23 protein-coding genes are annotated in these 24,452 nt (G+C 52.0%); 17 read left to right on the forward strand and 6 right to left on the reverse strand.

Features of this window, described 5'->3' with window-relative positions; genetic code table 11:
- The first annotated feature begins 515 nt into the window (after positions 1–515).
- From HPY73_08365 to HPY73_08410, 10 genes are all read left to right on the forward strand, one after another.
- Positions 516–1,034: a 50S ribosomal protein L16 gene (locus HPY73_08365; protein QLH75442.1), complete on the forward strand. Its 519-nt coding sequence runs from the start codon at positions 516–518 to the stop codon at positions 1,032–1,034.
- Between the two features lie 46 nt (positions 1,035–1,080).
- Positions 1,081–2,067 (forward strand): diphthamide biosynthesis enzyme Dph2, encoded by a 987-nt coding sequence (dph2, locus tag HPY73_08370; protein QLH75443.1) that lies wholly within the window; start codon positions 1,081–1,083, stop codon positions 2,065–2,067.
- Positions 2,068–2,199: 132 nt separating this feature from the next.
- On the forward strand, positions 2,200–2,973 hold the full coding sequence (gene mtxX / locus HPY73_08375; protein ID QLH75444.1) for a methanogenesis marker protein Mmp4/MtxX: 774 nt from the start codon (positions 2,200–2,202) through the stop codon (positions 2,971–2,973).
- A 65-nt stretch (positions 2,974–3,038) separates the two neighbouring features.
- Positions 3,039–3,521: a 6-pyruvoyl tetrahydropterin synthase family protein gene (locus HPY73_08380; protein QLH75445.1), complete on the forward strand. Its 483-nt coding sequence runs from the start codon at positions 3,039–3,041 to the stop codon at positions 3,519–3,521.
- A gap of 4 nt (positions 3,522–3,525) precedes the next feature.
- On the forward strand, positions 3,526–4,206 hold the full coding sequence (gene queC, locus HPY73_08385; GenBank protein QLH75446.1) for a 7-cyano-7-deazaguanine synthase QueC: 681 nt from the start codon (positions 3,526–3,528) through the stop codon (positions 4,204–4,206).
- Complete coding sequence (locus HPY73_08390; GenBank protein QLH75447.1) at positions 4,203–4,832, forward strand: radical SAM protein; 630 nt, start codon at positions 4,203–4,205, stop codon at positions 4,830–4,832. Before queC ends, HPY73_08390 begins: the two co-directional genes overlap by 4 nt.
- A gap of 239 nt (positions 4,833–5,071) precedes the next feature.
- Positions 5,072–6,676, forward strand: coding sequence for a 2-isopropylmalate synthase (locus tag HPY73_08395; protein ID QLH75448.1), 1,605 nt, complete (start codon positions 5,072–5,074; stop codon positions 6,674–6,676).
- A gap of 12 nt (positions 6,677–6,688) precedes the next feature.
- A complete protein-coding gene (locus HPY73_08400; protein ID QLH75449.1) occupies positions 6,689–7,948 on the forward strand; it encodes a 3-isopropylmalate dehydratase large subunit in 1,260 nt (419 codons plus the stop codon).
- Between the two features lie 3 nt (positions 7,949–7,951).
- Positions 7,952–8,446 (forward strand): 3-isopropylmalate dehydratase, encoded by a 495-nt coding sequence (locus tag HPY73_08405; GenBank protein QLH75450.1) that lies wholly within the window; start codon positions 7,952–7,954, stop codon positions 8,444–8,446.
- Positions 8,434–9,546 carry an isocitrate/isopropylmalate dehydrogenase family protein gene (locus HPY73_08410; GenBank protein ID QLH75451.1) on the forward strand — a complete coding sequence of 371 codons (1,113 nt, stop codon included), beginning with the start codon at positions 8,434–8,436 and terminating at the stop codon, positions 9,544–9,546. Before HPY73_08405 ends, HPY73_08410 begins: the two co-directional genes overlap by 13 nt.
- 80 nt (positions 9,547–9,626) lie before the next feature.
- Here the strand turns inward: HPY73_08410 and HPY73_08415 are convergent, their stop codons facing one another.
- Positions 9,627–11,465: a threonine--tRNA ligase gene (locus HPY73_08415; GenBank protein QLH75452.1), complete on the reverse strand. Its 1,839-nt coding sequence runs from the start codon at positions 11,463–11,465 to the stop codon at positions 9,627–9,629.
- Positions 11,466–11,592: 127 nt separating this feature from the next.
- On the opposite strand from HPY73_08415, the gene HPY73_08420 reads away from it, so the two are divergent.
- Complete coding sequence (locus HPY73_08420; protein QLH75453.1) at positions 11,593–12,495, forward strand: FKBP-type peptidyl-prolyl cis-trans isomerase; 903 nt, start codon at positions 11,593–11,595, stop codon at positions 12,493–12,495.
- An 8-nt stretch (positions 12,496–12,503) separates the two neighbouring features.
- Here the strand turns inward: HPY73_08420 and HPY73_08425 are convergent, their stop codons facing one another.
- From HPY73_08425 to thiD, 3 genes are all read right to left on the reverse strand, one after another.
- A complete protein-coding gene (locus HPY73_08425) occupies positions 12,504–13,034 on the reverse strand; it encodes a hypothetical protein (protein QLH75454.1) in 531 nt (176 codons plus the stop codon).
- A gap of 94 nt (positions 13,035–13,128) precedes the next feature.
- A complete protein-coding gene (locus tag HPY73_08430; protein QLH75740.1) occupies positions 13,129–14,280 on the reverse strand; it encodes a glycosyltransferase in 1,152 nt (383 codons plus the stop codon).
- A gap of 22 nt (positions 14,281–14,302) precedes the next feature.
- Entirely contained in the window at positions 14,303–15,613 is a 1,311-nt protein-coding gene (gene thiD, locus HPY73_08435; GenBank protein ID QLH75455.1) for a bifunctional hydroxymethylpyrimidine kinase/phosphomethylpyrimidine kinase, read from the reverse strand.
- Positions 15,614–15,753: 140 nt separating this feature from the next.
- Between thiD and HPY73_08440 the strand changes: the two genes are divergently transcribed.
- Positions 15,754–16,122 (forward strand): hypothetical protein, encoded by a 369-nt coding sequence (locus HPY73_08440; GenBank protein ID QLH75456.1) that lies wholly within the window; start codon positions 15,754–15,756, stop codon positions 16,120–16,122.
- Between the two features lie 2 nt (positions 16,123–16,124).
- Here HPY73_08440 and argH read toward each other — a convergent pair whose 3' ends face one another.
- Positions 16,125–17,576 carry an argininosuccinate lyase gene (gene argH / locus HPY73_08445; GenBank protein QLH75457.1) on the reverse strand — a complete coding sequence of 484 codons (1,452 nt, stop codon included), beginning with the start codon at positions 17,574–17,576 and terminating at the stop codon, positions 16,125–16,127.
- An 8-nt stretch (positions 17,577–17,584) separates the two neighbouring features.
- Positions 17,585–18,820, reverse strand: a complete 1,236-nt coding sequence (locus HPY73_08450) for an argininosuccinate synthase (GenBank protein ID QLH75458.1) — start codon at positions 18,818–18,820, stop codon at positions 17,585–17,587.
- 499 nt (positions 18,821–19,319) lie between these two features.
- Here HPY73_08450 and HPY73_08455 point away from each other — a divergent pair, with 499 nt between their 5' ends.
- Genes HPY73_08455 through HPY73_08475 form a run of 5 tightly spaced genes read left to right on the forward strand, consistent with a single transcriptional unit; the run spans position 19,320 to position 24,372 of the window.
- Positions 19,320–20,336 (forward strand): N-acetyl-gamma-glutamyl-phosphate reductase, encoded by a 1,017-nt coding sequence (locus HPY73_08455; GenBank protein QLH75459.1) that lies wholly within the window; start codon positions 19,320–19,322, stop codon positions 20,334–20,336.
- Between the two features lie 4 nt (positions 20,337–20,340).
- A complete protein-coding gene (argJ, locus tag HPY73_08460; GenBank protein ID QLH75460.1) occupies positions 20,341–21,573 on the forward strand; it encodes a bifunctional ornithine acetyltransferase/N-acetylglutamate synthase in 1,233 nt (410 codons plus the stop codon).
- A 9-nt stretch (positions 21,574–21,582) separates the two neighbouring features.
- Positions 21,583–22,449, forward strand: a complete 867-nt coding sequence (gene argB, locus HPY73_08465) for an acetylglutamate kinase (GenBank protein ID QLH75461.1) — start codon at positions 21,583–21,585, stop codon at positions 22,447–22,449.
- An 8-nt stretch (positions 22,450–22,457) separates the two neighbouring features.
- Positions 22,458–23,639: an acetylornithine transaminase gene (locus HPY73_08470; protein ID QLH75462.1), complete on the forward strand. Its 1,182-nt coding sequence runs from the start codon at positions 22,458–22,460 to the stop codon at positions 23,637–23,639.
- Between the two features lie 46 nt (positions 23,640–23,685).
- Entirely contained in the window at positions 23,686–24,372 is a 687-nt protein-coding gene (locus HPY73_08475; GenBank protein ID QLH75463.1) for an ACT domain-containing protein, read from the forward strand.
- Positions 24,373–24,452: the final 80 nt, after the last annotated feature.

A 24,452-nucleotide genomic window follows, 5' to 3' on the forward strand; every position in this document is an offset into this window, starting at 1 on the left:
TCACGGTGCTGACCGAACAACTCTAACATAAAGTAAGACAAATAGGTTTCTTCATGAGGAAGATAGGCCGGTCAGGGAGATCTGTAATTGTAATAGCATTTTGCTATTGTCGAAAGGAACATAAGGAAGCGACCTCGATGTTATTTAACGATCTATCGGTACACTCCACCTACCGAAGGCAAAGCCCTATCGTGCAGTTGTCCTCAGACCACGCATCAGATCGATCCCTACAACATCTTCACGATCTGATATTGGTAATGTTCTGAAGAACACGATATCTGGATCCAATGATGTGTACTATTTCCTTATCCATCTATATCATTATCATCAAGATCCTACCTATCAGTTCGGTAATATCATTTTAAAAGACCACGGCCCTTTTATATAGACCAGGTCACATTATAGGATCGCTCAGATGATGTGGATTGAGAACTTGGTCCAATCCATCAGACTTATATAGGAAAATATTAATGTAGCCACCCCATCAGCTTAGATGTAATGTTTGGTGATCGATTATGGCAAGGAAGCCAGGAAGGATGTACCGTCAAATCAGGGGACAGGCATACTGCCGCAGGGAGTACATGGGTGGAGTGCCCGCCTCTCGTATCAGCACTTTTGATCTTGGAGTCCCGAATGGAGACTTCGCCGTCACCCTCTCGCTCAAAGTAAAGGAGCCGTGTCAGATAAGGCATACTGCACTGGAGGCAGCCCGTATCGCCTGCAACCGGATACTCACGAACAAGGCAGGCGGTGCGAACTACCACATGAAGATCAGGGTCTATCCTCACCATGTTCTACGCGAGAACAAGCTCGCCACGGGGGCCGGAGCCGACCGTGTATCGAGCGGAATGAGGGCGGCGTTCGGAAAGGCCGTCGGTACGGCCGCCAGGGTCGAGCCTGGACAGACCGTGATCACTGTACGTGTCCCGGTCCAGTATGTGCCAGCGGCAAAGGAGGCCCTCTGGAGCGCTTCTTTGAAATTGCCCACTCCATGCTTTACCGAGATAGAGAAAGGTGCAGAGCTGGTCCATTAAACTTTATTAACCTGGCGTCGTCTCACATCTTTAGAGGTCGGCGCCATTGTACGATTTCCACATCGATTCCATCGTTTCATTCATAGAACGCAGGAATGCAAGGACGGTCGCGCTCCAACTTCCAGAAGGACTGAAGACGTATGCCCTCAACCTAGCGGACCAGATAGGGTCGCGCACTGGTGCGAGATGTCTCATCCTCGGTGACCCTTGTTATGGAGCATGTGATATCAACAGGGATTTCAGAAGATACGCCGAAGCACTGGTCCATATCGGGCATGCTGAGATACCATCCATGCAGAACGATGCCGATGTGGTCCACATCGAAGTGCAGATCGATTTCGACCCAGAGGCCTTATTGGAAAAGGCATTGCCCTTGCTCCGTGGAACGGTGGGGGTCGTCACCACCGTGCAGCATACAGAGTTTATTGATAAGGCGCTGACATTCCTAAGGTCGAAAGGGGTGAAATGCGTCGTCGGAAGAGGCGACCAAAGAATCAAACATCCAGGTCAATTGCTCGGGTGCAACATATCCGCAGCAACATCCGTGGACGCTGAGGTCGATTCTTATCTCTTCATAGGGAGCGGCAATTTCCATCCTCTTTCGGTAGCTATCGAGACCTCTAAAGAGGTCATTGTCATGGACCCGGTGATGAACGAGGTACGAGAGATAGGCGAGCTGAAAGAGAGGATCATGAGGCAGAGACATGCGGCCATCGCAAGGTCTGCCGATGTAGAGGACTTCGGGATAATCGTTTCATCCAAGACCGGCCAGGACAGATTCCCTCTGGCGATGGACCTTCTTGAAAGGATCGAGCGCAAAGGGAAGAAGGCAACGGTCATCATCTTGGAAGAGATCAGCCCAGAAAGATTGCTTCCATTTCAATGCGGGGCGTTCGTTTCAACTGCATGCCCACGTCTGGCGATCGATGACCAGTTGAGGTATCCAAAACCCATGCTCACCCCGATCGAGCTCGAGATAGTTCTAGGTGACAGAGAATGGGCCGACTATCATTTGGACATGATAATGGGCTGATGTCTTTTCCTGAGGTCGCTGGTATATCGGACCGACGGTCGGACCTGCCCTCACCCATCTTATTTATATTGTTCAGGCATTCATAATTATCTGAGTATCTGATGCTGGTCACATCGATGGAGGTATTATGATATGTTGACGCCTGAGCACATTTTCAAGATGGCAAAATCCAAGGAGAGAAGGATCGGGATAGGGTCCCTCCCTGAATCTGAAAAGGTCCTGACGAGCGTCAAGCTAGCGGATGCAGTGGGATATGGTAAGACCGAAGTCTACTATGACAGTCTGGAGCTCGTCATGGCGCTCAAAGAAGGTCGTATCGACGCTGCGGTGAGAGGGGACCTCGACTCCAACATATCGATGCGCTCCATCAAAGACGTCTTTGGTCTTGACAGGATACTTAGGATCGCAATGGTCCAGCCTCGTGGTGGAAATATTTTCTTTTTAGCGCCAGTGGGGATCGATGAGGGTACGAACTCAATTGAAAAGATCGAGATGGTCGAGCTCGCGATGCCTTTGCTGAGCAAGCTCGGCATAGAGCCGAAGATAGGTATAATGTCTGGCGGCAGGAACTCGGACCTTGGAAGGAGCGCCCAGGTAGATAAGACGATCGAAGAGGCAGAAGAAATAGTTGCGGCATTAAAGGCCAAAGGGTACGATGCGGAAGATGTACAAATCCTCATCGAGAACGCTGTGCAAAGTAAGAACCTCATCATCGCCCCTGATGGGATCTCTGGTAACCTCATTTTCAGATGTTTGCATCTGGTTGATGGTGGGAGGTCCATGGGGGCGCCCGTTCTAAACCTGAAGAAGGTCTTCATAGACACTTCAAGGGCGAAACCCAGCTATGTCGACTCGATCGCATTGGCATCAGCTTTGGTAGGGAAAAATCATTCATTAATAAAATGATGATCCGTGAGCGTCTTCTCGCTAACATTAAGTCACATGTGCACATATTGCGGGATCAGAGAGATATGTTGAGATTAGAGGTAGACGGTGAGCATGCGAACATCAAATTCTCAGCATGCCATTTCATTGCTGGTCACGATAAATGTGGTAGATTGCATGGTCATAGCTACATAATCAGCCTCAAGCTATACGGAGAAACCACGGAGGGCGGGATGATCATGGATTTTGTTGCAGTGAAGAAGGCCCTTAGGGACATCGCGGATGAACTTGACCATCGCGTGCTGATACCATCCAACTCGAACAAGATAACCGTGTCGGTCAGCGATGAGGTCGTTGTGTTGTCCGGATGTAAGAAATACATCTTTCCGGTAGATGATGTGGTCCTGCTCGATACCAAGGAGTCCAGCGCAGAGGAGCTCGCTAGCTGCCTTCTTGGAAGGTTTATTCAAATGGTCAAACTTCCGCCCAATATCATAAGGGTCGAGCTTGGCATCCATGAGGAGCTCGGTCAGAGCGCATGGGCCGGAATGGACCTTGCTCCGAGGTGATCAAATGAGGGCCGTCGCACTTTTGTCAGGAGGATTGGACTCGACCGTCTCCCTTGCATATGCCATCTCTAGAGGATATGAGGTGATCCCGTTGAGCTTCAATTACGGTCAGAGGCATGCCAGGGAGCTGGATAGTGCAAAGGCCGTGGTCAGACATTATGGCCTGAGAAAACACATCGTCATCGACATCGACCTGAGCTCTTATCGGACGAGCGCTCTGACCTCAGAAGAGGTCGCAGTACCGCAGGAGAGAGAGGATGAGATCGGCAAGGACATACCCGTCACCTATGTGCCGGCCAGGAACATCATCTTTCTATCTGTCGCTGCCGGTCTCTGTGAGAGCGAGTCAGCGTCCGTCGTTTTCATAGGGGCCAACGCTATAGATTACTCCGGTTATCCTGACTGCAGGCCAGAGTTCTTCCGCGCTTTTGAGGAGGTGCTACGGGTAGGCACGAAGGCCGGTGTGGAAGGTCGGGCGGTCAAGATAGAGGCCCCCTTGCTAAAGCTGACAAAGGCCGAGATAGTCCGTCTAGGAAAAAGATTGGGGGCACCTATGCACCTCACCTGGTCCTGCTACAGCGGCGGGCGAAAGGCATGTGGGCGATGCGACTCATGCGTTCTCCGATTGAAAGGGTTCAGGGAAGCTGGATATGAGGACGATATAGACTATGAGGTGATCGATTGAAGATCTGCGAGATATTCCGGTCGCTTCAGGGCGAAGGCGTTATGATCGGGACCCCCACCACCTTCGTACGTCTCACAGGTTGCAATCTCGATTGCACCTGGTGCGATACCAGATATGCCCGTAAAGAGGGAAATGAGATGACCATAGAGGAGGTCATCGAGAAGGTCAAGGAGCTCGATACGAAGTTCGTATGCATCACCGGGGGAGAGCCTTTGATGCAGAGGTCGACCATCAAGCTCATCGAGAGATTGCTGGACCTTGGTTACCACATCACGTTGGAGACGAACGGCTCGTACTCCCTGGAGGAACTTCCCTGCTCGATGAACATGATCGTCAGCATGGATATCAAATGCCCCTCATCCGGTATGGAGGAGAAGATGGACCTCTCGAACCTCGAGCTTCTGTCGCCTGTAGATCAACTGAAGTTCGTGGTCGCTGACCGTGGTGACATGGTCTATGCATCCCGGTTGCTGAAAGAGCATCCTGTAGAATGCAACGTGATCTTCACACCCGTGGGTGGCATCGATCTAGAAGAGGTGGCCGAATTCATTCTTAAGAAAAAGATCAATGCCAGGGTCCTTCCCCAGCTCCATAAGATCATATGGGGCGATGAGAGATGCCGTTGACCGTACCTTTCTGGCCCTGCAGAGATAAGAGTTGCTCATGATCATATGAGATCTCTGACATGATGCTGGTCAGGACAGATCGACATGGGCAGTTTGTTCAGCAACCGTTATATATGGTCATCATCATTTTCGCATCTGACACCGAGGGCAGCAAATGAGGCACAACAAGATGATTTGCCTATTGCTTTTGCTTCACTGATAATGCTCATTGCTAGAACTCGGTGAATTTGGGTGGTTCCATGAACGGCCTGGAAAATTCAGATAGAGCGGGCTCGAAGGCCCTGGAAAAGGCGTGTGTACAGGACAAGATATTTACCAGCAAGTACAACCGCTTGGTGCTCAGGCCGACGACCTCTGAAAGGATCATGATATTTGATACGACCCTCAGGGACGGAGAGCAGACCCCAGGCATCGCCCTTTCGGTCGACGACAAAGTGAGGATCGCCACCGCACTGTCGGAGCTTGGAGTGGATGTGATCGAGGCAGGGTTTCCCATTTCCTCCGCCGGTGAGAGGGAATCGATAAGGAAGATAAAGGAAGCAGGCCTGGAGGCAAAGATATGTGGTCTGGCCAGATCGAGCAAATCAGACATCGATGCGGCACTTGAATGCGGCCTTGACTACGTCCATACGTTCATCGCCACATCCGATCTGCACCTGAAGCATAAGCTGAACATGACAAGAGAGCAGGTAAAGGCGAGGGCGGTCGGAGCGATCGAGTATGCTAAGGCACACGGGATGACGGTCGAGTTCAGCTGCGAGGATGCGACGAGGACCGACCTAGATTTTCTCAAGGAGATGCATATCGCTGTTCAAGAGGCCAAGGTCGATAAGATCAACCTCCCAGATACAGTAGGGACGATGTCCCCTCCGGCCATGGAATATCTTGTCTCCGAGCTGATGGAGGTCACAACCGTCCCTTTGAGCGTCCATTGTCATAACGACTTCGGGCTGGCGGTCGCAAACTCATTGGCAGCTGTCAGGTGCGGTGCGAGACAGGTCCATGTCTGCATGAACGGTCTTGGTGAGAGGTGCGGGAACGCAGCCCTTGAGGAGACGGTGATGGGGATCACGGCCTTCTTTGGATCCTCCACCAACATCAGGACCGAGAGGATAGGTTACACATCAAAACTTGTCTCTAGGCTGACAGGGGTCCCCATCCCCGATAACAAACCTATCGTAGGTAACAATGCCTTTGCCCACGAGTCTGGCATCCATGTCCACGGTGTACTAAAGAATCCCGCCACATATGAGGCATTCTGTCCTGAGCTGGTGGGCATGACGCGCAATATCGTTGTGGGAAAGCATACCGGTGCGCACTCGGTCAAAGAGAAGCTCGGCCAGTATGGCGTCAGTCTTACGGATGAGCAGGTGGCCGAGGTCGTGGACAAGGTAAAAAAATTGGCGGCGAGCGGCAAGGAGGTCGATGACGCCGAGCTCGTGGCCCTGGCTTCGCATGTCTTCGGCAAAGGCATACGCGAGCAAAAGAAGATACGTCTGAAGGAGTTCACCGTCTTCACCGGTCTGAACATAACCCCAACGTCGACCGTGGCAATCGAGATCGACGGAGAGGTCCATAGGAGCTCGAACATCGGTATCGGGCCAGTGGATGCTGCTTTGAATGCCATCAGGGCGGCCGTCAGCGACAAGATATCGCTCGTCGAGTATAGGCTCAACGCCATAACTGGGGGAAGTGACGCATTGTGCGAGGTCTCTGTCAAGCTGAAGATGAACGGAACTGACATAATGTCTGTGGGAAAGAGCATCGGTTCGGACATCGTGCTGACGAGCGTCGACGCGACGGTGGAGGCGGTCGACAGACTTTATACAAGGAAGAACGCTTGAAGAGGTTGGTCAATGAGAGCAAAGGACCCGAAAACGATCTCAGAAAAGATCTTGAGCGTGAAGTCCGGCATAGATGCCCACGCTGGAGACATAGTCGATGCGAACGTCGATTATGTCATGGTGAACGACGTCACGGGACCGTTGGCGTTCGAGGAGTTCGAGGCCATAGGATGTGAACCGGTCAGGGAAAAGATAGTACTGGTCCCTGATCACTATGTCCCCAACAAGGACATCGCATCCGCCCAACAGGCCAAGGAGATGAGGGATTTTGCGAGGAAGTGGAAGATCGAGAATTATTTTGAGGTCGGAAGGGGAGGGGTGTGCCATCAGGTAATGGTCGACGAAGGGTTTGCGGCCCCAGGACGTCTTATCGTCGGGGCTGACAGCCATACCTGCACCTATGGCGGGGTGAACGCCTTCAGCACGGGGGTCGGATCGAGCGAGGCCGCGGCGGTGTTCGCGACAGGAAGGCTCTGGTTCAAGGTTCCAGAGTCTATCAGGGTCCTTTTGAAGGGCAGATTGAAAAGATACGTCTCTGGGAAGGACCTGATCCTTAAGATCATCACGGATATAGGTGTCGACGGGGCCAACTATAAGGCATTGGAGTTCGCTGGTACCGGTATATCGGGCCTCAGCGTCTCAGAAAGGCTGACGATCGCGAACATGGCCATCGAAGCGGGAGGAAAGGCAGGTATATTCCCATGCGATGCGGCCACGGTGGCCCACATGAAGACGGTGAATGCGGGAAGCTGGTCGGCCGTGACCGCCGACGAGGGCGCAAGTTACTGCAGGACGCTCGAATACGACCTTGGAAAGCTGGAGAGCATGGTGTCAATGCCTCACCTTCCTTCGAACGGAAGACCGGTCAGCGAGGTCGATGTCGAGATAGACCAGGCCTTCCTAGGCTCTTGCACCAATGGCAGGATCGAGGACCTCAGGATAGCGGCGGACATAATCCGAGGTAAAAAGGTGCATCCCAATGTGAGGATGATCGTGGTGCCCGCCAGCACGAAGGTCTATTCTCAGGCATTATCGGAAGGTCTGATCGCGGAGTTCATCAAGGCTGGCGCATTTGTCTCGGGGCCTACCTGCGCCGCGTGCCTCGGGGGGCACATGGGAGTGCTGGCAAATGGTGAAAGATGTGTGAGCACGACCAATCGGAACTTCATAGGCAGGATGGGGCATAAGGGATCAGAGGTCTACCTCGCATCCCCGGCCGTCGTCGCAGCGAGCGCCATAGCGGGAAAGATCACCGCCCCGAAGGAGGATTGAAATATGAACGACCTGAGGGGAAAGGCATGGAGGTTCGGCGACCACGTCGATACCGACCAGATAATTCCAGCTGAGAGATTGACCAGTGACAACAATCACAGGCTAGGGACCTTCATCTTTGAAAAGGTAAGGCCGGACATGGCCCAGCACGTCAGCAAGGGAGACATCATCATTGCAGGAAGAAATTTCGGTTGCGGGTCGAGCAGGGAGCACGCACCGAGGGCGTTGCTCCAGGCAGGTATCACCTGCGTGGTCGCGGAGAGCTTTGCCAGGATATTTTACAGGAACTCGATCAATGTCGGTCTGCTGCCGATAGAATGTAGGATTGAGGCAGAGGAAGGGGACATCATATACATAGACCTGCAGAACGGCAGGATCACGAATGAGACCACCAAAAGAGAATGGAAATTCGTACCGTTCCCTTCGTTCGTCAAGGACCTGATGGAAAAGGGAGGCCTATTGGCCAAGATCAAGGAGGAGAAGAGATGCACAAAGTAGCTGTATTGCCGGGCGACGGGATAGGACCAGAGGTCGTTAACGAGGCCATGAAGGTGCTTCATGCGCTGGAGGAGAACTACAGCGTGAGGTTCTCGTTCACCGAGATGGACATCAACTCAGAGAGGTACCTTAGGACCGGCAAGCTCCTCACCCAGGAGGACATTGATGAGCTCAGGAAGTTCGATGCAATATTCCTGGGGGCCATCGGGGACGACCGCGTTGCACCGGGCGTTCTTGAAAAAGGCATCCTATTGGCAGCAAGGTTCGCCTTCGACCAGTACATCAACCACAGACCAGCGCAGCTCTGGCGACCATTCGGTCGATTGAAGCGGGACGTCGACTTCAAGATAGACGTCTTCAGAGAGAACACCGAGGATTTCTACATCGGGATCGGTGGAAGGTTCAACGGGGGCAAAGGTAGCTTGGAGATGGACCTGAAAAGGCAGCTCTATGACCTGCACTTGGACGTCAAAGGGACATCAACGGTAGTTGACGACTTCGCGATCGAGATCGGTGTGATGTCCAGGAAGAACATCGAAAGGTTCGCTGATTATGTAATATCCCAGGCGAAGCTCATAGGCACCAAGGAAATAACGGTCGTCGACAAGGCGAACGTGCTGAGCAACATATACCATCTCTGGAGGGATGTATGGAACGAGAAGTGCAGACAGGCAGGGATGAATGTCGGTTACATGTATGTCGATGCCATGTCAATGGCCCTTGTCAAGAACCCTGACAAGTTCCGAGTCATCGCCACTCCGAACATGTTCGGGGACATTCTGACGGACCTGTTGGCAGAGGTCACGGGAGGACTTGGGCTCGCACCTGGCGGGAACATCAATCCGAAGGGCATAAGCATGTACGAACCTGTCCACGGCTCTGCCCCTAAGTACAAGGGCATGAACACAATAAATCCAGTGGCGACGATCCTTGCGGCAAAACTGATGCTCGACAACCTGGGGCATAGGGACCTCGGCTCCAAGGTCGAGACCGCCGTCAGGAACGCTTTCGACAAGGGGATCTGCACAAGGGACCTGGGCGGAAACGCCTCAACATCTCAGATGGGGGACGCGGTCGTCGCTGAGCTAAGAGATCTCTGATCCAGGTAATGGAACAGATAAAACATTTTAAAATTTATATATTATATTAAAATATATTATTTTAAATTGTTTGACCCCGGTCAGCTGAAGTCGACCTGCCTGGACATCTCTCGAGGGAGGTACATCGGCCTGTTCGGCATTCCGGCGGTCTCTGCACGTATCTTGTCCGCCAGCTGCTCCAATGTCATTTCCACGTTCTTGTTGAGCGCCCTGTCATACACGCTCAATTTATCTGAGGTCATCTCCTTATCCCCGACGACCACCACATATGCCACCCAGTCCTGCTTGGCCTCGCGGACCTTCTTGCCCACTGTCTCGCCGCGGTCATCGAGCCCGACACGGACACCCTTTGCTTGTAGCGCATCAGCCATCTCTCTGGCCTTTCCGAGATGGGACTCGCCTACGGTCAACAACCTGACCTGTTCTGGGTTTACCCATACCGGCAAAGTTCCAAGCTTCCCCTGGGATTCCATCATGACCGCCGTGTCGAAGAGGGTGTAAAGATAACGTTCGATGGTGCCGATGACAGCCGTGTGAAGGATGACAGGATATTGTTTCTTGCCGTTCTCGTCCGTATAGGTTATACCAAAACGTTTTGCATTTCCCACATCGATCTGTACTGTGCCTATCTCCCTTGCCCGCTTCATATCGTCCAGTATATGATATTCGATGTTGACCGTCCAATAGTAATTGATCCCCTCAGGGTAGAAATGCAACAATGCTGGTCTGTTGTGTTTTCTGAGTATCTTCATCAGCATGTCCTTGTGCTGAGCATAGGCCTCTTTTGAGGAGAAATTGACCAGCATCTCATAGTCCCTGCCAAGCTTCTCAGCTTCCTTGTATATCCGCTCGTCGAGCTTCAGGAACCATTCCTCTGACTCCGGGATGTCCCTGCAAACTACGTGGAGGTCAGGCATGTTAAGGCGCCTTGTCCTGAAGCAGAGCATGGTCTCTCCGGACTGCTCGAGCCTATAGGAATCGGCAACCTCGAACGCTCCATATGGGAGCGCCTTATAGCTGATGTTCCAGTTCTTCATCATTGCGAATTGCTGATGACAGGCTGCATACCTCATGACGAAACGGCGCTTCTCCGTCTCGACGGTGTAAAGCCGGTCGCCAAAGAGCTTTGCGTGCTCGGCTACTGGACCCTCGTCCAAAGAGAACATGTTGGTGCCCTTCACCGTATAGACCGGAAGACCCATCGAGTTCACGATCTGATTAGAATAGTCCGCACACAGGTCGAACATGAGCGCCCCCTTTGGGGTGAAGCACATGTGGCCGACGTCGCTCATCGACTCCCATTGGATACCGAACTTCTTGCAGAGGCGCAGATACTTCACCTCCCCAGAAAGTGGCCACTCCTTTTTGAGGGCCTCCTTCTGCATCATGATCATGAAGCATTCACTGCCGCCCTTGTACTCATTTGGTGAAAGCTCTGTACCGTCAGGCAGGAGCACAAGGAAGCTCTCCTCACCCTTTCTCTCCTTCTCTTCCACCGCTCCCTCGAAGTCCCTTGAGAGCTCAGATAATGGGTGTCCCTTGCAACTTATCTTGAAAGATTTATACCATCCAAAGGGGGCCCTCATCACCTCGATCTCCATCTCCTTAAGGGCTTGTTCAAGCTTCGCAAGAACATCCTTACCGGTCTTTGGGTCGGAAAGGTCAGGGCTCAGATGGGCATAGGGATAAAGCATGACCCTTAGGGCGCCTACCTTCTCGACCACCTCTCTAAGGTCAAGCGCCGCCTCTCGCACAACGGCATCGACCTTGCCCTCGTCCTTCTTTTCCACTGTGATAAAGGCCACGAGCACCTCCTCCGCTCTGCCGCTGGTGCGACCATCGACAATCTCCTCAGCGACCGGAGTTGGCTTTTTGGTCTCGTACTCCATGAAATCAGCGTGAATGTAAAGGGTCTTCATCTGAACACCATAACTGAATGATGGCATTGTAACATGAGCCGCGTATAAAAAGGATATCCGGACCAGGGCATCTAGTGGAGCAAGCAAACTTTAAATGGTGCCATACGGTTGCCTGCTCAGTATCACTATGAGGCTCAAGGACCTGAAAAATGACACGATGGCAATTTCCAAGACGATATTGGCGCTCTTGATCATCGTGCTCCTATTGGCATCGACCTCCACGGCATACGTGATAGTTTTTGATAACGATAGTTCGACCGTCGGCAATGGGGATTCGATCACTGTTAACTATTATGGCACAGTAAATATCCAAGGGGTCGAAAAGGTCTTTGACACATCCATGTGGGAAGTGGCCTTGGACAATGAGACCTATCCTAAGACAGCATGGTTCACCATGAGGTCCCAGTCCGCTTACTCAGGATTCACCTTCACGGTGGGAAGAGGACAGACCATAACTGGCTTTGACCTAGGAGTGAGAGGCATGAAGGAAGGTCAGACGAAGGTAATAGTGATCCCTCCTGAGCAAGGATATGGTCTGATGGACCTTAGCAAGGTGAAGTCCTTTGACCTTCATCAGACGGCCCCGGTATTCGTAGAGACGACGATATCAGGTTTCAACAGCACCTTTGGGTCGATCCCGGTGACCGGCCTCACGCTGACACATCCCACCTATAAATGGCCTGTCACAGTGCTCAATGTTGATTCGGGAAATGACCGGGTATTATACCAGAATGCTGCGGTGCAAGGATCTGAATATAAAGTGTACGCAAATAATAACCCTGCCATATCGTCAGGCTGGAACATCAGGATCGACTCGGTCGACTCGACCGTCAACAACGGCGAGGGGCTGATTGAATTCACCCACCTTGTTACTGAAGAGGACTCATGGAACATAAGAGGTTATACTGGGAACAACATGTTCGTCCTCATTGACGTCGATCTTGAGACCGGCAAGGCGGCGATGAACTATAACAGTCCATTGATGGGCCTTACATTGACCTTCCATGTGACCGTGGAAAAGATTAAATGAAGAGGATCTTAACCAGGGCGGGATGTCTTGGGCACATCCTTCTTTTTGATATAGGACAGGACCAGGCTGACCGCTATCACCCCGATCACAAGGGCCATCGTCACCAATGTCGCAGCCCCGCTGGAAAGATATGCGTAGAACAACGCACTGAGAGCGAGGACCGTCCCGTATTTCGTCATGCCTCCGATAATTGTATATGCGACCGATCTTCGCAGGTCCCAACCGCACATCGCGACAAAGGCTCCCATGAATGGAAGGACTGGTGCGATCCTGTTTAGCAAAATGATCTTCTCGTTCTTGACCACCAGCATACCAGAATACCTTTTTACCGCCTCGGATATCTTCTTTGGGACCTTCAATCTCTTGACGATGATATAGAGCGTGAGGAGGCCAAGGACCTCAGCGATAGCTATTGTGATCAGGACCTCCGCTGCGAATCCTATCGTCGGGTCGACCGAGAAGATGATGATCGTGAAGAGCTCTGGAAGGGTCGGAAAGACTATGGCATCGATGTAGAACAGAAGAAAAACGCACAACAAGAGTCCCAGCGTGCCCATAGGACTTAATAATTCATAGAATAACTGCCCTATGTCCGCCATATGGATATAATCATGAACCATATATTAATATGAATCAGCGCGAGACCCTTGTCCTCTTCGAGACAATAGAACTCTCGTATATCTTGACGAGGCTCTCCACACCTTTCTTGATGCTGAACTGCTCCGCCGTCCTTCTCGCATTTCTTCTGACCTCGTCAGATGCGTACAGGGCTGCCTTGGTGGCCCGGGCCCAATCTTCAGGGTCGTCCTTGAACTTGAAACCGTTCTTACCATCAACAATGAGCTCGCCCACCGCCCGATAGTCAATTCCCGATATCGGCTTCGCGGTCGCCATGGCCTCTAGCAAGACCAGTCCTTGCGTCTCGAACTTCGACGCGATGGTGAAGGCGTCGCAGGCCGCGTACAGCTTAGGAAGGTCCTTATCATCGACAAATCCTGGAAATCTTGTGTGGTCAGAGATACCAAGTTCTTTGGCAAGTTGAACACAATGACCCATGGCCGGACCATTCCCGGCCACGACCAGCTTAGTATGCGGTTCATCTTTGTGCAGGCAAGCAAACCCTTTCAGGACAAGATCCAAGTTCTTTTCCCAGGCCACCCTTCCCAATGCCAGGACCATCTTCTCATTGTCCTTCACACCCATACGTTCCCTCATGGACCGCCCGTCCTGATGACAATTGAACCTTTCAGTATCGATGCCTGTGGGCACTACCTCTATCCTTCTCATCCTCGGTGCATATCCTCTGAGCTCGGCCTCGATGGCGTGCGTAGGCGCGACGACGCACTCCGCTCTTGTGAGGAGCGTGCGAAGATATATCCACATCATCTTGTCGACGAACCATTCTGGCAACATGGTGAAATTGTAGTATTTCACCGCATCGGTCACCATAGTGTGCCATGTCAGGACCACTGGAAGTCTAAGCTCCTTTCCCGCAAGCATGCTCCTGAGGCCCTGGAAGAAGAGACCGTGGGTGTGTATCACATCAACACCAAGGCCCCTTAAGATGCTGCATTTCTCCGTGGGGAACATTGCCACTGTATAACCATCATAGCTCCGGAAGGCCTTGGCCTTAAAATAGAAAACATCGGGGTCCCTGCTGACCCGGTCATAAGGCTCCGGTGCGAAGATGAAGACCTCATGGCCTTGGGCCTCCAATTCCCTTTTCGTGTTCAGGATCGATGTGACCACCCCATCCCTTGTAGGCAGGTAGGTATCCGTGAACATCGCGATCTTCAATTCATCACCTTCAATGGAGCACAGGGCCAATCTTCCTTAGAACATCCGATGGTGACCTTCCATTGACCAATATCATAGGTTCCGTGCCCATCCCGTCCCTTTCAAATATGATATCAGGTACAAAACCTGTTTGTTCGATCCCCCGACCGACGGTCTCGGCTATGGCACTACAGTCCCTTGACCTTATCTGGAGATCATAATCGGCCCACATCATTCCAGATCTCTTCATGACCTTGATGTTCCTCTCGCTTCCTCTCAATGCCAGGACGGTCGTTCTTGCCAGATCATGGATCGACAGTCCGATCGCCACGGATGCCAGCTCTCTTGATGCATCGAACCGTACATCCCCAATTCTTCTGGGCCGCCCTCCTTTGATGACGAGACCTCCTTCGATTCCACAGACCTCTGAGAAACCCTGAGGCGCCGGCAGGGAGTATACCACATCACCGCCTGAGGTGGGAACCCATGATGCTGGGAGCCCCTCTTCTAGCCTTTCCACCATCCATCGGAGAGATTCGATCCTTTCACCCCTCATCGCCTCCTTCTGTTTGCTGGCCATCGGATTGATGGCGTTCATCCCCTCCCCTATGGGATAGCTCAGCGCTATGGCATCCGTGACCCTCCTTTTGGCATCCATCACGGCGGAACGTACCTCCATCCCCCTGGAAATATTACCAGCTATGTAGGAGGCCAGTGTGCAACCTGCGCCATGGACCTTTACGGGCCATCTTGGAGCTTTCAGCTCTATCATCTTGCCATCAACGTAAAGAAGGTCGATAACACCATTGCCTTCCAGATGTCCTCCCTTGATGAGCACTGCCCTTGGTCCCATTTCTTTGATCGCGACAGCTGCGGCCACGGCATCATCTAGTGAGCATATCCTTTTCCCTGAGAGAGACTCCGCCTCCTCCTTGTTAGGGGTCACAACAGTCGCCAAAGGGAGCATTGACCGTCTCAACGAGGTCAATAGCCCATCCGAACACAGCCTATCACCTACTCCGGCGATCATGACGGGGTCCACAACTATCGGGATATCCAGCCCCTTTAGCCTATTGCTCACCGCCTCCGCGATCTCGGCAGAAAATAGCATGCCGGTCTTGATCGCCGAAACATCTGAATCGTCCATGACGGCATCTATCTGGGCGATGACATCGCTAACATCGAGCGGTAAGATCCTCTCTACCCTTTTGGTGTTCTGTGCGGTCACTGCGGTCAGGGCGGAAGCTCCATGCAGGTCCAGGGAGGCGATGGCCTTGAGGTCCGCTTGCACTCCAGCCCCACCTATTGAATCGGAGCCGGCTATTGTCAGGACCGTTCTCATGTCCAAGCTAAATGCCTGAGGGGTTAATATTGATTGAGTGCCGAGCACTTCCCTTGAGCGATCGAATCTATGTCGATCTTACGAGGGAGACCCTCCAACTTCGGGAAATTATTAATATGCCGGTCCATATCAAAAAAACAATGAAAGCGAGCAGTGGCCACTTCGTCCTGAAGGACGGTTTTGAATATAAGGACATGGCAAAGGTCTTCCCCGAAGTGCTCACGACGTTCCTTGAAGAGACTGAACAGGTCCCTGAGGACGAGGACATCATGCAGATGTTCATCTACCTGAACATGTGCGAGCTGCAAAAGAACAGCAAGCCTGAGGGTTACAATCGCAAGGGAAGGATGCGTATGGTGTTCCCCCTGGGCAAAAAAGAGTTCTATATTAGGGGCTCTGCAAAGAGCGGAGAGGTCGTCAGGGTCGCCGAGAAATTGAGCAAGATACTCAATAAAGGAGGCATCAAGCACGACCTGGAGTGGAACACCCTCTCGATGCTTGAAGAGTGAGGTCATAGACCGTACATGAGCCCATTCCAGACCTGGACAGAGCGCTCTCTTTCTTTTTTTATGAAGAAGAGATGGTCCTCTTTCTTGCTGGTGACAGTCTTTATCTGATTCTCGACCTGGACCGGGGAAGTTCCTCCGAAGGACGTCCTCCTCTTCACACATTCCTCGATATCGAGCACCTTCTGGACATCTGGACCGATCAGGTCAGAGAACGTCCTCATCTCATTCAGGTCCAGATCCTCTAACGACCTCGACGTCTTTACACAATGGCGCACCATCTTCCCAACGACCTCATGCGCTTGACGGAAAGGCATGCCCTTCTTAACAAGGTAATCGGCCAGGTCCGTGGCGTTCAGGAGACCGTTCTTAGCGGCCTCCCGCATCCTTGCGCCATTGAATTTTGCTTCCGCAAGCATACCGGCCATCATCCTGAGGCAAGCGATATAGTTGTCCGCGGTCCTGAACACCGCCTCCTTGTCCTCTTGGAGGTCCCTGTTGTATGACATCGGGAGACCCTTGATAAGTGTGAGCATCGACATCAATGAACCGGTCCCCCGTGCGGTCCTTCCCCGTACAAGTTCTGCCACGTCCGGGTTCTTCTTCTGAGGCATGATGGAGCTCCCAGTGCTGAAAGAATCGCTGATCTCCACGAATCCAAACTCCGGACTGCTCCAGATGACCATCTCTTCGGCAAGCGAACTTAAATGGCACATGCCTAAAGATGATATGAAGCAATACTCCACTGCAAAATCGCGATCGCTGACCGAGTCCATTCCGTTGTCGGTGGGGCGGTCGAATCCCAACAGATGGCTTGTCATATGGCGGTCTATCGGGTATGTGGTCCCTGCCAGTGCAGCGGACCCAAGGGGACAGACGTTCAACCTCTTGTAAGAGTCGATGAGGCGGTCAGCATCCCTCTGGACCTTGAACGCATGGGCCATCAGATGATAGCCCAAGGTCACAGGTTGGGCGTGTTGTAGGTGTGTGAAACCCGGCATGACGGTGTCGATGTGCCTTTTGGCCTGTTCCAGCAAGGATTCTTGAAGGGCCACGGTCGCCTCTATCGTCATCAGGGTGACGTCCCTCATATACATGCGGAAATCCGTGATCACCTGGTCGTTCCTGCTACGGGCCGTATGTAATCTGGCCCCAGCTTCACCTATTCTTTTTGTCAGAAGACCTTCAACGCCCGAATGGACATCCTCGCTGGACATGTCAAGCTCGATATGACCGCTCTCGATCTCCCTGAGCATCTGTTTAAGCCCGGTGATTATTTTGTCGCCGTCCTCCTCTGTGATGATCTTCTGCTTCGCTAGCATTTTAGCGTGAGCGATCGAACCAACGACATCGTACCATGCCAACCTGATATCCACAGGTAGTGAGGTGGTGAACGCGATCATCTCGCTCGTCGGGGCCTTGTCGAACCTACCTGACCAAAGGACCTTCTCAGACATATTGCAGATCACTTCTTTTGCTTCTTCGCAACACTGCGCAATGGCAATCCCCAGACGTAGATGAACCCTTTGGCGCTGGTGTGGTCGAACTGATCACCTTCGGCGTAGGTCGCAAGGCCAGTGTCGTAAAGCGAGTATGGGGACCTGCGGCCGACGACGCTGCACGAACCTTTGAACAGCTTCAGCCTGACCTCTCCGGTGACGAACTCCTGGGTCTTGTCCATGAAAGCATCCAGCGCTTCCTTCAGCGGGCTGAACCAAAGACCATCGTAACAAAGCTCGGCGTAGCGCTGTTCCACGAGCCTCTTGTAGTTCGCGACGTCCTTGGTCAGGACCATCTTCTCTAGGTCCCTGTGCGCGGTTATCAGTGTTATTGCCGCTGGGGCCTCATAAATCTCACGGGACTTGATGCCTACTAGGCGGTCTTCTATCTGATCGATGCGGCCAACGCCATGTTTTCCCGCGATCTCGTTCATCTTCTTGATGAGCGCCACAGCCGACAACTTCTTGCCATCTATGGCCACCGGTACCCCCTTTTCGAACTTTACGGTGACATATTGAGGGGTGTCTGGGGCCTTATCAGGGCTGACCGTCCATTCGAAAGCATCTTCAGGAGGTTCTGCCCAAGCATCTTCCAATATGCCACATTCGCAGCTCCTTCCCCAAAGATTCTCATCTGTGCTGTAAGGACATGCCTTCTTCACATTGATCGGGATGTTATGCTCTTTTGCATATTCGATCTCGTCCTCTCTGGTCATGACCCACTCCCTCATCGGGGCGATGATCTTCAGTGAGGGGTCGAGTGCATTGATCGACACGTCGAAGCGGACCTGGTCGTTGCCCTTCGCGGTGCAACCATGGGCGATGTACTTGGCACCCTCTTTCTTGGCGATGTCGACGAGGAGCTTTGCGATCAAAGGCCTCGCGACCGATGTTGCCATCGGGTAGGTCTGCATGTACATGGCATTCGCCTTCAGGCACGGCCAGACATAGTCCTCGGCGAACTCCTTCTGGGCGTCGATGGCATAGGCGTTGGTAGCGCCGATTATCTTAGCCCTCTCGATGTTCTTGTTCATATCTCCAGGCTGTCCTACATCTACAGAGACCGCGATGACTTCCAGGTCGTATTTCTCCTGGAGCCAGCGGATGGCGACCGACGTGTCGAGACCGCCTGAATAAGCGAGGACGACCTTGTCCTTCTTTGATGACCTTGCAGTGGATGCCTTCTTGCCCTTTGCAACCATGTGAATCGAGTTCGGCGATGAAATGAGAGTATATAAGACTCACACGCCAACGAATGGACATTTAGTACAAACGCAGTCCTCTATTGGACATCACTTAACAAACAATAATCACGGTCTTTCATGCCTGATGTGGATGAATTTTATCATTCATGCGATATTTCGTGGAACGGAACCATTCAATGACAGTCATCATGGTTGGGCCTATCGTCCTCATGAGCAAGCTGAACCATGTGGTCTCGCATTTCTAAGAAGGCATCTTCACCAGGCTCGCAAACGGTCTACTATTTGACAGGACCATACCTGGAACCGTGCCCGTGGTCCTGACCCCGATCTCCTCAATTGTCTTAGAATCAGGTACTCGAGGGATTAGGTTTTTTGCATTAGTATAATTGGAGAGAGCCCCCTAATTACATCTTAAATACCGATTGTCCTATTTCGGTCATCATTCTTAATAATCAAACCGAGGAATTCGCCAGAATCTGAAAAGAGGATTACCGGAATGATCAAAGCTGCGGTTGTTGGTGGTTCAGGTTACACGGGCGGGGAGTTGGCGCGTCTCCTATGCCGTCATCCCAGGATAGAACTTGTCGCGATGACCTCACGTCAGCTGGCGGGGACCAGGGTCGATAAGGCCCATTCCTTCCTAAAGGGATTCGTTGACATTTTTTTCACTGACAAGCTTGATGGCATCGATTGTGACGTTGTCTTCACCGCCACCCCACATGGGGCATCGATGGACATCGTGCCTGATTTGTTAAGTTCAGGTGTCAAGGTCATTGATCTCAGCGGGGATTACCGTCTCAAAGATGTCAGCGTCTACAAACAGTGGTATGGGACAGAACATCGGGATATTACGAATCTGGGCAAGGCAGTTTATGGTATTCCTGAGCTTTTCGCTGATGAGATAAAGAAGGCGGATTTTATATCGAATCCAGGCTGCTACCCGACTTGCTCGATCCTTGCGCTAGCCCCTCTCTTTGCAGAGGATGTGATAGAAGAAAGGGTCATAATCGATGCGAAGAGCAGCACCTCAGGGGCCGGAGCAGAACCGACAAAGGCCACCCACCATCCGACCTGCGGGGCAAGCATAACCCCATACAAGGTCGGCTCACACCGTCATTCCCCTGAGATCCAGATGGCCCTTGAAAAGGTCGCAGGGCACGATGTGGAGGTCATCTTCACACCACACCTTCTACCGGTCGTCAGAGGAATGCTCTGCACATGTTACGCTCGCTTAAAAGAGGATTTGGAAAAAGAAGAGCTACAAAATATTTACCAAGGCTTCTACTCAGGCAAAAAGTTCATAAGGATGACCACAGTGCCCTCGATGGCGTCCGTCAATGGTTCAAACTTCTGTGAGCTGGGCGTTGAAAAGGCTGGTAAGAGGAACGCAGTTGTTATGAGCGCGATAGACAATCTTGTAAAGGGAGCATCAGGGCAGGCCATCCAGAACTGCAACCTGATGTTCGGCATCGAAGAGGCCGCGGGCCTTGACTTCCCCGGTCTGGGGGTATAAGCGAATGGCATACACTGTCATCGATGGCGGCATTACAAGCCCTAAAGGGTACAGGGCCACAGGCATACACTGCGGCATAAAAAAGCAGAACCTGGACCTTGCAATAATCGCATCTGACGTTCCGGCAAAGTGTGCGATTGCGTACACACAGAACAGGATGAGGGCGGCACCGATAGAGGTCATGATGGAGAAGGACCCGAAAATGCTGCAGGCCATAGTCATCAACAGTGGCAATGCAAATGCGATCACCGGGGCCAAAGGCATCTACGATGCCAGAGACATGTGCGCGATCGCCGCGGAGGCACTTCATATCAATGAGAGCCTTGTCGGTGTGGCGTCAACAGGGGTGATCGCACGGTTCCTACCCATGCCAAAGGTTGCAGCAGGGATACCCAAGGCGGTGGCTCAATTATCCAGGGGCAGAGAGGCCGATCTTTTGGCCGCGAGAGCGATCATGACGACAGATACAAAACATAAGGAAGCGGCCTGCCAGGTCACCCTAAAGGACGGGACTGTGGTCACGATCGGGGGGATAACCAAAGGGTCTGGGATGATAGCACCTTCCATGAAGGTGGCGCACGCAACGACCTTAAGCTTCATCACCACGGACGCGGTCCTTAACAAGAACGCTAACGGAAAATGGCAGGACATAATGGACAACAGTTTCAATGTCATATCTGTTGACGGTGACCAGAGCACCAACGACGTCTCGATGTTCTTGGCGAATGGAATGGCAGGCGGCGCTCCAGCCGATAATGACCTATCATTCTGGGAGGGGGTCAAGTATGTCGCCCAGTCATTGGCGAAACAGGTTGTCATTGATGGCGAGGGGGCGACCAAGCTCATAGAGGTCCGGGTGTTGGATGCTAAGACCAGCAAGGAGGCAAGAAGCGCGGCCAGAGCTATCATCTCCTCCAATCTTGTCAAGACCGCTATATTCGGGGCAGACCCCAACTTCGGCCGTATCTTGGCGGCGCTTGGTAACTCAGGCGCAGCTTTCCAGCTCGACCAGGTCAAGCTCGACATCAGCGATGACAGTACCACGGTGACCCTTTTTGAAAAAGGCTCTCCAACCATGGTACCAGGTTCTCAATCTGAACTTGATGCCAGAAAAATATTGTCCGGGAAAAAGATCATCATCGACCTTTACTTAGGCGTGGGGCACTCGTTTGGAGAGGCATGGGGATGCGATCTCACATATGATTATATCAAGATCAATGCGGACTATACCACTTGAGGGAAAGGAATGGAGAGCTCAACGATCGAGGGATTTCCCCGCGCGCCTTCGCTCCGTGGAAAGTTCGTCGTCATAAAATTTGGTGGCAGTTCTATCGACAGTGCAGGATTGGAACGCTTTGGCAATGACATCAGGTTGTTGGTCGGTCTAGGCATATCGCCAGTTATCGTTCATGGAGGCGGTCCAGAGATAACCGACGAAATGAAGAGGCGCAACCTGCCCGTTAAGAAGGTCATGGGCCTGAGGATAACCGATGACAGCACCCTCGAGGTGGCCAAGGGTGTGCTATCAAGGATAAACGGTGAAATAGTACGGTCCATGCAGGCCAAAGGAATCAGCTCGATGGGCATGGCCGGGTCTGAATGCAACACCATCATATGTAGGAAAATGCCCCCTGTCAAGATAAAGGACGAAAACGGCCAAGAGATGCTGGCGGACCTGGGCTGGGTCGGAGAGGTCGACCATGTGGACCCAAAGGCGATCTTGGTCCTGGCGAAGAGGTCCACGGTCCCAGTGATCTATCCAATATGTGCCGATATGGATGGCCACTTCATGAACGTCAACGCCGATACGGCCGCGGCCCACATTGCGATCGCCCTTAAGGCCGAAGAACTTGTACTGGTCACTGATGTTCCAGGTCTGATGCGCGTCTTTGGCGACCCAAGCTCAGTGATAGGAAATGTAAGGGAGTCCGAGTTCGAAGACCTTGTCAAGGATGGAGTTGTCAAGGAAGGGATGATCCCAAAGCTGGAGGCCTGTGTGATGGCTATAAGGTCGGGAGTTAGCGCGGCGAACATGATAGACGGCAAAGACCCTGAAGCGTTGATCGGTCAGCTGCTCATTGGAAGGAACCATGGCACAAGGATAACGAAGTAGGTGTGAAGATGGAACTCAATGACATCAAGACCCTTTACAGCGCTTATCTATTTCAGAACTATGGCCGTGAGGATATTTGCATAACCCATGGAAAAAAGGAATTCGTCTACGATATCGACGGAAAAGAGTACATAGACTTCGTCGCGGGGATTGCGGTGAACTGCCTGGGCCATGGCCATCCCGAACTTGTTAAGGCCATATGTGAACAGGCATCGAAGATGATCCACATCTCGAACCTATACTATTCCAAAGAACAGGCCGACCTCGGCGAGGCCATCGCCTCCATCGTACCATTTCCTCTGGAGGTCTCCATGTTCTGCAACAGTGGGACCGAGGCCAACGAGGCCGCGCTGAAGCTCGCATCGAAGCATACCAGGCGCGTCAAGTTCATCGCGTGTGCCAATTCTTTTCATGGCAGGACATCTGCAGCACTGTCTGCTACTGGACAGCCAAAGTACAAAGAAGGTTATGGGCCTTTGCTATCCAACGCGTTCCATCATATACCGTTCAATGATGTGGAAGCATTGAAATCGGTGGTCGACACATCGACGGCCGGGGTCTTGCTGGAAGTGGTCCAGGGGGAGGGAGGGGTCATCCCGGCCACGATGGAGTTCATAAAGACCGCGAGGGATCTCTGCGATGAGACGGGCGCGTTGATGATCGTCGACGAGGTCCAGACAGGGATGGGGCGTACCGGCAGATGGTTCGGTTTCGAGCACTATGGTGTCGTCCCTGACATAATATCCTTGGCCAAAGGTCTTGGCGGAGGGGTACCGATCGGCGCCATCGTGGCCAGAAGGGACATCGCTATGACGTTTACCCCTGGAAGCCATGGTACGACGTTCGGAGGGAACCCATTGGCCTGTGCCGCAGGTTGCGCGGTCATAAACACGATCAAGAAAGAAGATCTCGTAAGAAGGGCCGGGCTGGTCGGGGAAGTCTGGCGCTCTGAGCTCAAGAAGATGACCAAGGATTCTTCGCTCATCAAGGAAATAAGGGGGATCGGCCTCATGACAGGCCTGGAGATGGGGGACGGGGCAAAGGAGTTCCAAAGATACGGCCTCGCTAAAGGTATACTGTTGAACGTGACAGCTGGGAAGACAATAAGGCTGGTCCCGCCGCTCATCATTAGCGATTCAAGCATAACAAAATTCAATGTTTGCTTGAAGGAATTCTTGTCTAGACATTGATGTCTAAAATAAAACATTCAAATACTCTGTTTCTATTTGATTTTTTATGAAAGAGGCGCCACAGAAAGAGAGCATTGCTGAGAAGACAAGGGTTTACATCGATTCACATCCTAGCATCAAAGATTGCATATCTAAGGATTTGATCAATTACTCATCATTGGCCAGGCAGATAATGAAGGACCTTGACATTAAGAACGAGGAGGCTGTGATGATCGCTTGTCGGCGTTATGCTCAGAAATTATCCAAGAAGGATCATGAAAAGGATATATTGAAGATACTGGGCAACAGCAGGTTGGAGGTCAAGACAAAAATATGCTCGGTCACAGTGAAGAATGACTGGACCGTCCTTCACAAACTAGAGCTCGTGTTCGTGAAGCTGATCAATGAGAAGGCGATAATGCAGATCATCCAAGGGGCGCAAGCGATCACTGTGATCGCGGACGAGAAGCTGAAGAACGAAATAATCAGTACCGTCGGGAAGGAGAACGTTCTCAGGGTACGCTCAGACCTCGTTGAGATAACGGTGAAATCCCCTGAGAAGATCACGGACACCTCTGGCGTCTTTGCATATCTAGCTGACAATCTTGCCGAGAACAACGTAAATGTGGCAGAGACGGTATCATGTTACACAGATACGATCTTCATAGTTGATGATAAGGACATGATCCATGCCTATTCCATCCTGACAAGAGTGATAGAGAGCGCAGAGTCTTCTATAGGAGAAGCGCTCTGAGCAAGAGAGTTCTCAGAGGTCAAATAAAAGAAAACCTCATCGTTCCGTCCAGCAAACCTATAATATTTTCCAGTACGTAG

The sequence above is a fragment of the Methanomassiliicoccales archaeon genome (genome assembly GCA_013415865.1).
In the GTDB taxonomy this organism is placed as follows: Archaea; Thermoplasmatota; Thermoplasmata; order Methanomassiliicoccales; family UBA472; genus MVRC01.

Coding starts and splice junctions, on each gene's coding strand:
- argB (QLH75461.1), top strand. CDS start 21,583: ATGGAGAGCTCAACGATCGAGGGATTTCCCCGCGCGCCTTCGCTCCGT.
- HPY73_08365 (QLH75442.1), top strand. CDS start 516: ATGGCAAGGAAGCCAGGAAGGATGTACCGTCAAATCAGGGGACAGGCA.
- mtxX (QLH75444.1), top strand. CDS start 2,200: ATGTTGACGCCTGAGCACATTTTCAAGATGGCAAAATCCAAGGAGAGA.
- argJ (QLH75460.1), top strand. CDS start 20,341: ATGGCATACACTGTCATCGATGGCGGCATTACAAGCCCTAAAGGGTAC.
- HPY73_08450 (QLH75458.1), bottom strand. CDS start 18,820: ATGGTTGCAAAGGGCAAGAAGGCATCCACTGCAAGGTCATCAAAGAAG.
- HPY73_08420 (QLH75453.1), top strand. CDS start 11,593: ATGAGGCTCAAGGACCTGAAAAATGACACGATGGCAATTTCCAAGACG.
- HPY73_08415 (QLH75452.1), bottom strand. CDS start 11,465: ATGAAGACCCTTTACATTCACGCTGATTTCATGGAGTACGAGACCAAA.
- queC (QLH75446.1), top strand. CDS start 3,526: ATGAGGGCCGTCGCACTTTTGTCAGGAGGATTGGACTCGACCGTCTCC.
- HPY73_08395 (QLH75448.1), top strand. CDS start 5,072: ATGAACGGCCTGGAAAATTCAGATAGAGCGGGCTCGAAGGCCCTGGAA.
- HPY73_08430 (QLH75740.1), bottom strand. CDS start 14,280: ATGTTCACGGATACCTACCTGCCTACAAGGGATGGGGTGGTCACATCG.
- HPY73_08470 (QLH75462.1), top strand. CDS start 22,458: ATGGAACTCAATGACATCAAGACCCTTTACAGCGCTTATCTATTTCAG.
- HPY73_08405 (QLH75450.1), top strand. CDS start 7,952: ATGAACGACCTGAGGGGAAAGGCATGGAGGTTCGGCGACCACGTCGAT.
- HPY73_08410 (QLH75451.1), top strand. CDS start 8,434: ATGCACAAAGTAGCTGTATTGCCGGGCGACGGGATAGGACCAGAGGTC.
- HPY73_08400 (QLH75449.1), top strand. CDS start 6,689: ATGAGAGCAAAGGACCCGAAAACGATCTCAGAAAAGATCTTGAGCGTG.
- HPY73_08380 (QLH75445.1), top strand. CDS start 3,039: ATGTTGAGATTAGAGGTAGACGGTGAGCATGCGAACATCAAATTCTCA.
- thiD (QLH75455.1), bottom strand. CDS start 15,613: ATGAGAACGGTCCTGACAATAGCCGGCTCCGATTCAATAGGTGGGGCT.
- HPY73_08440 (QLH75456.1), top strand. CDS start 15,754: ATGAAAGCGAGCAGTGGCCACTTCGTCCTGAAGGACGGTTTTGAATAT.
- argH (QLH75457.1), bottom strand. CDS start 17,576: ATGTCTGAGAAGGTCCTTTGGTCAGGTAGGTTCGACAAGGCCCCGACG.
- HPY73_08455 (QLH75459.1), top strand. CDS start 19,320: ATGATCAAAGCTGCGGTTGTTGGTGGTTCAGGTTACACGGGCGGGGAG.
- HPY73_08475 (QLH75463.1), top strand. CDS start 23,686: ATGAAAGAGGCGCCACAGAAAGAGAGCATTGCTGAGAAGACAAGGGTT.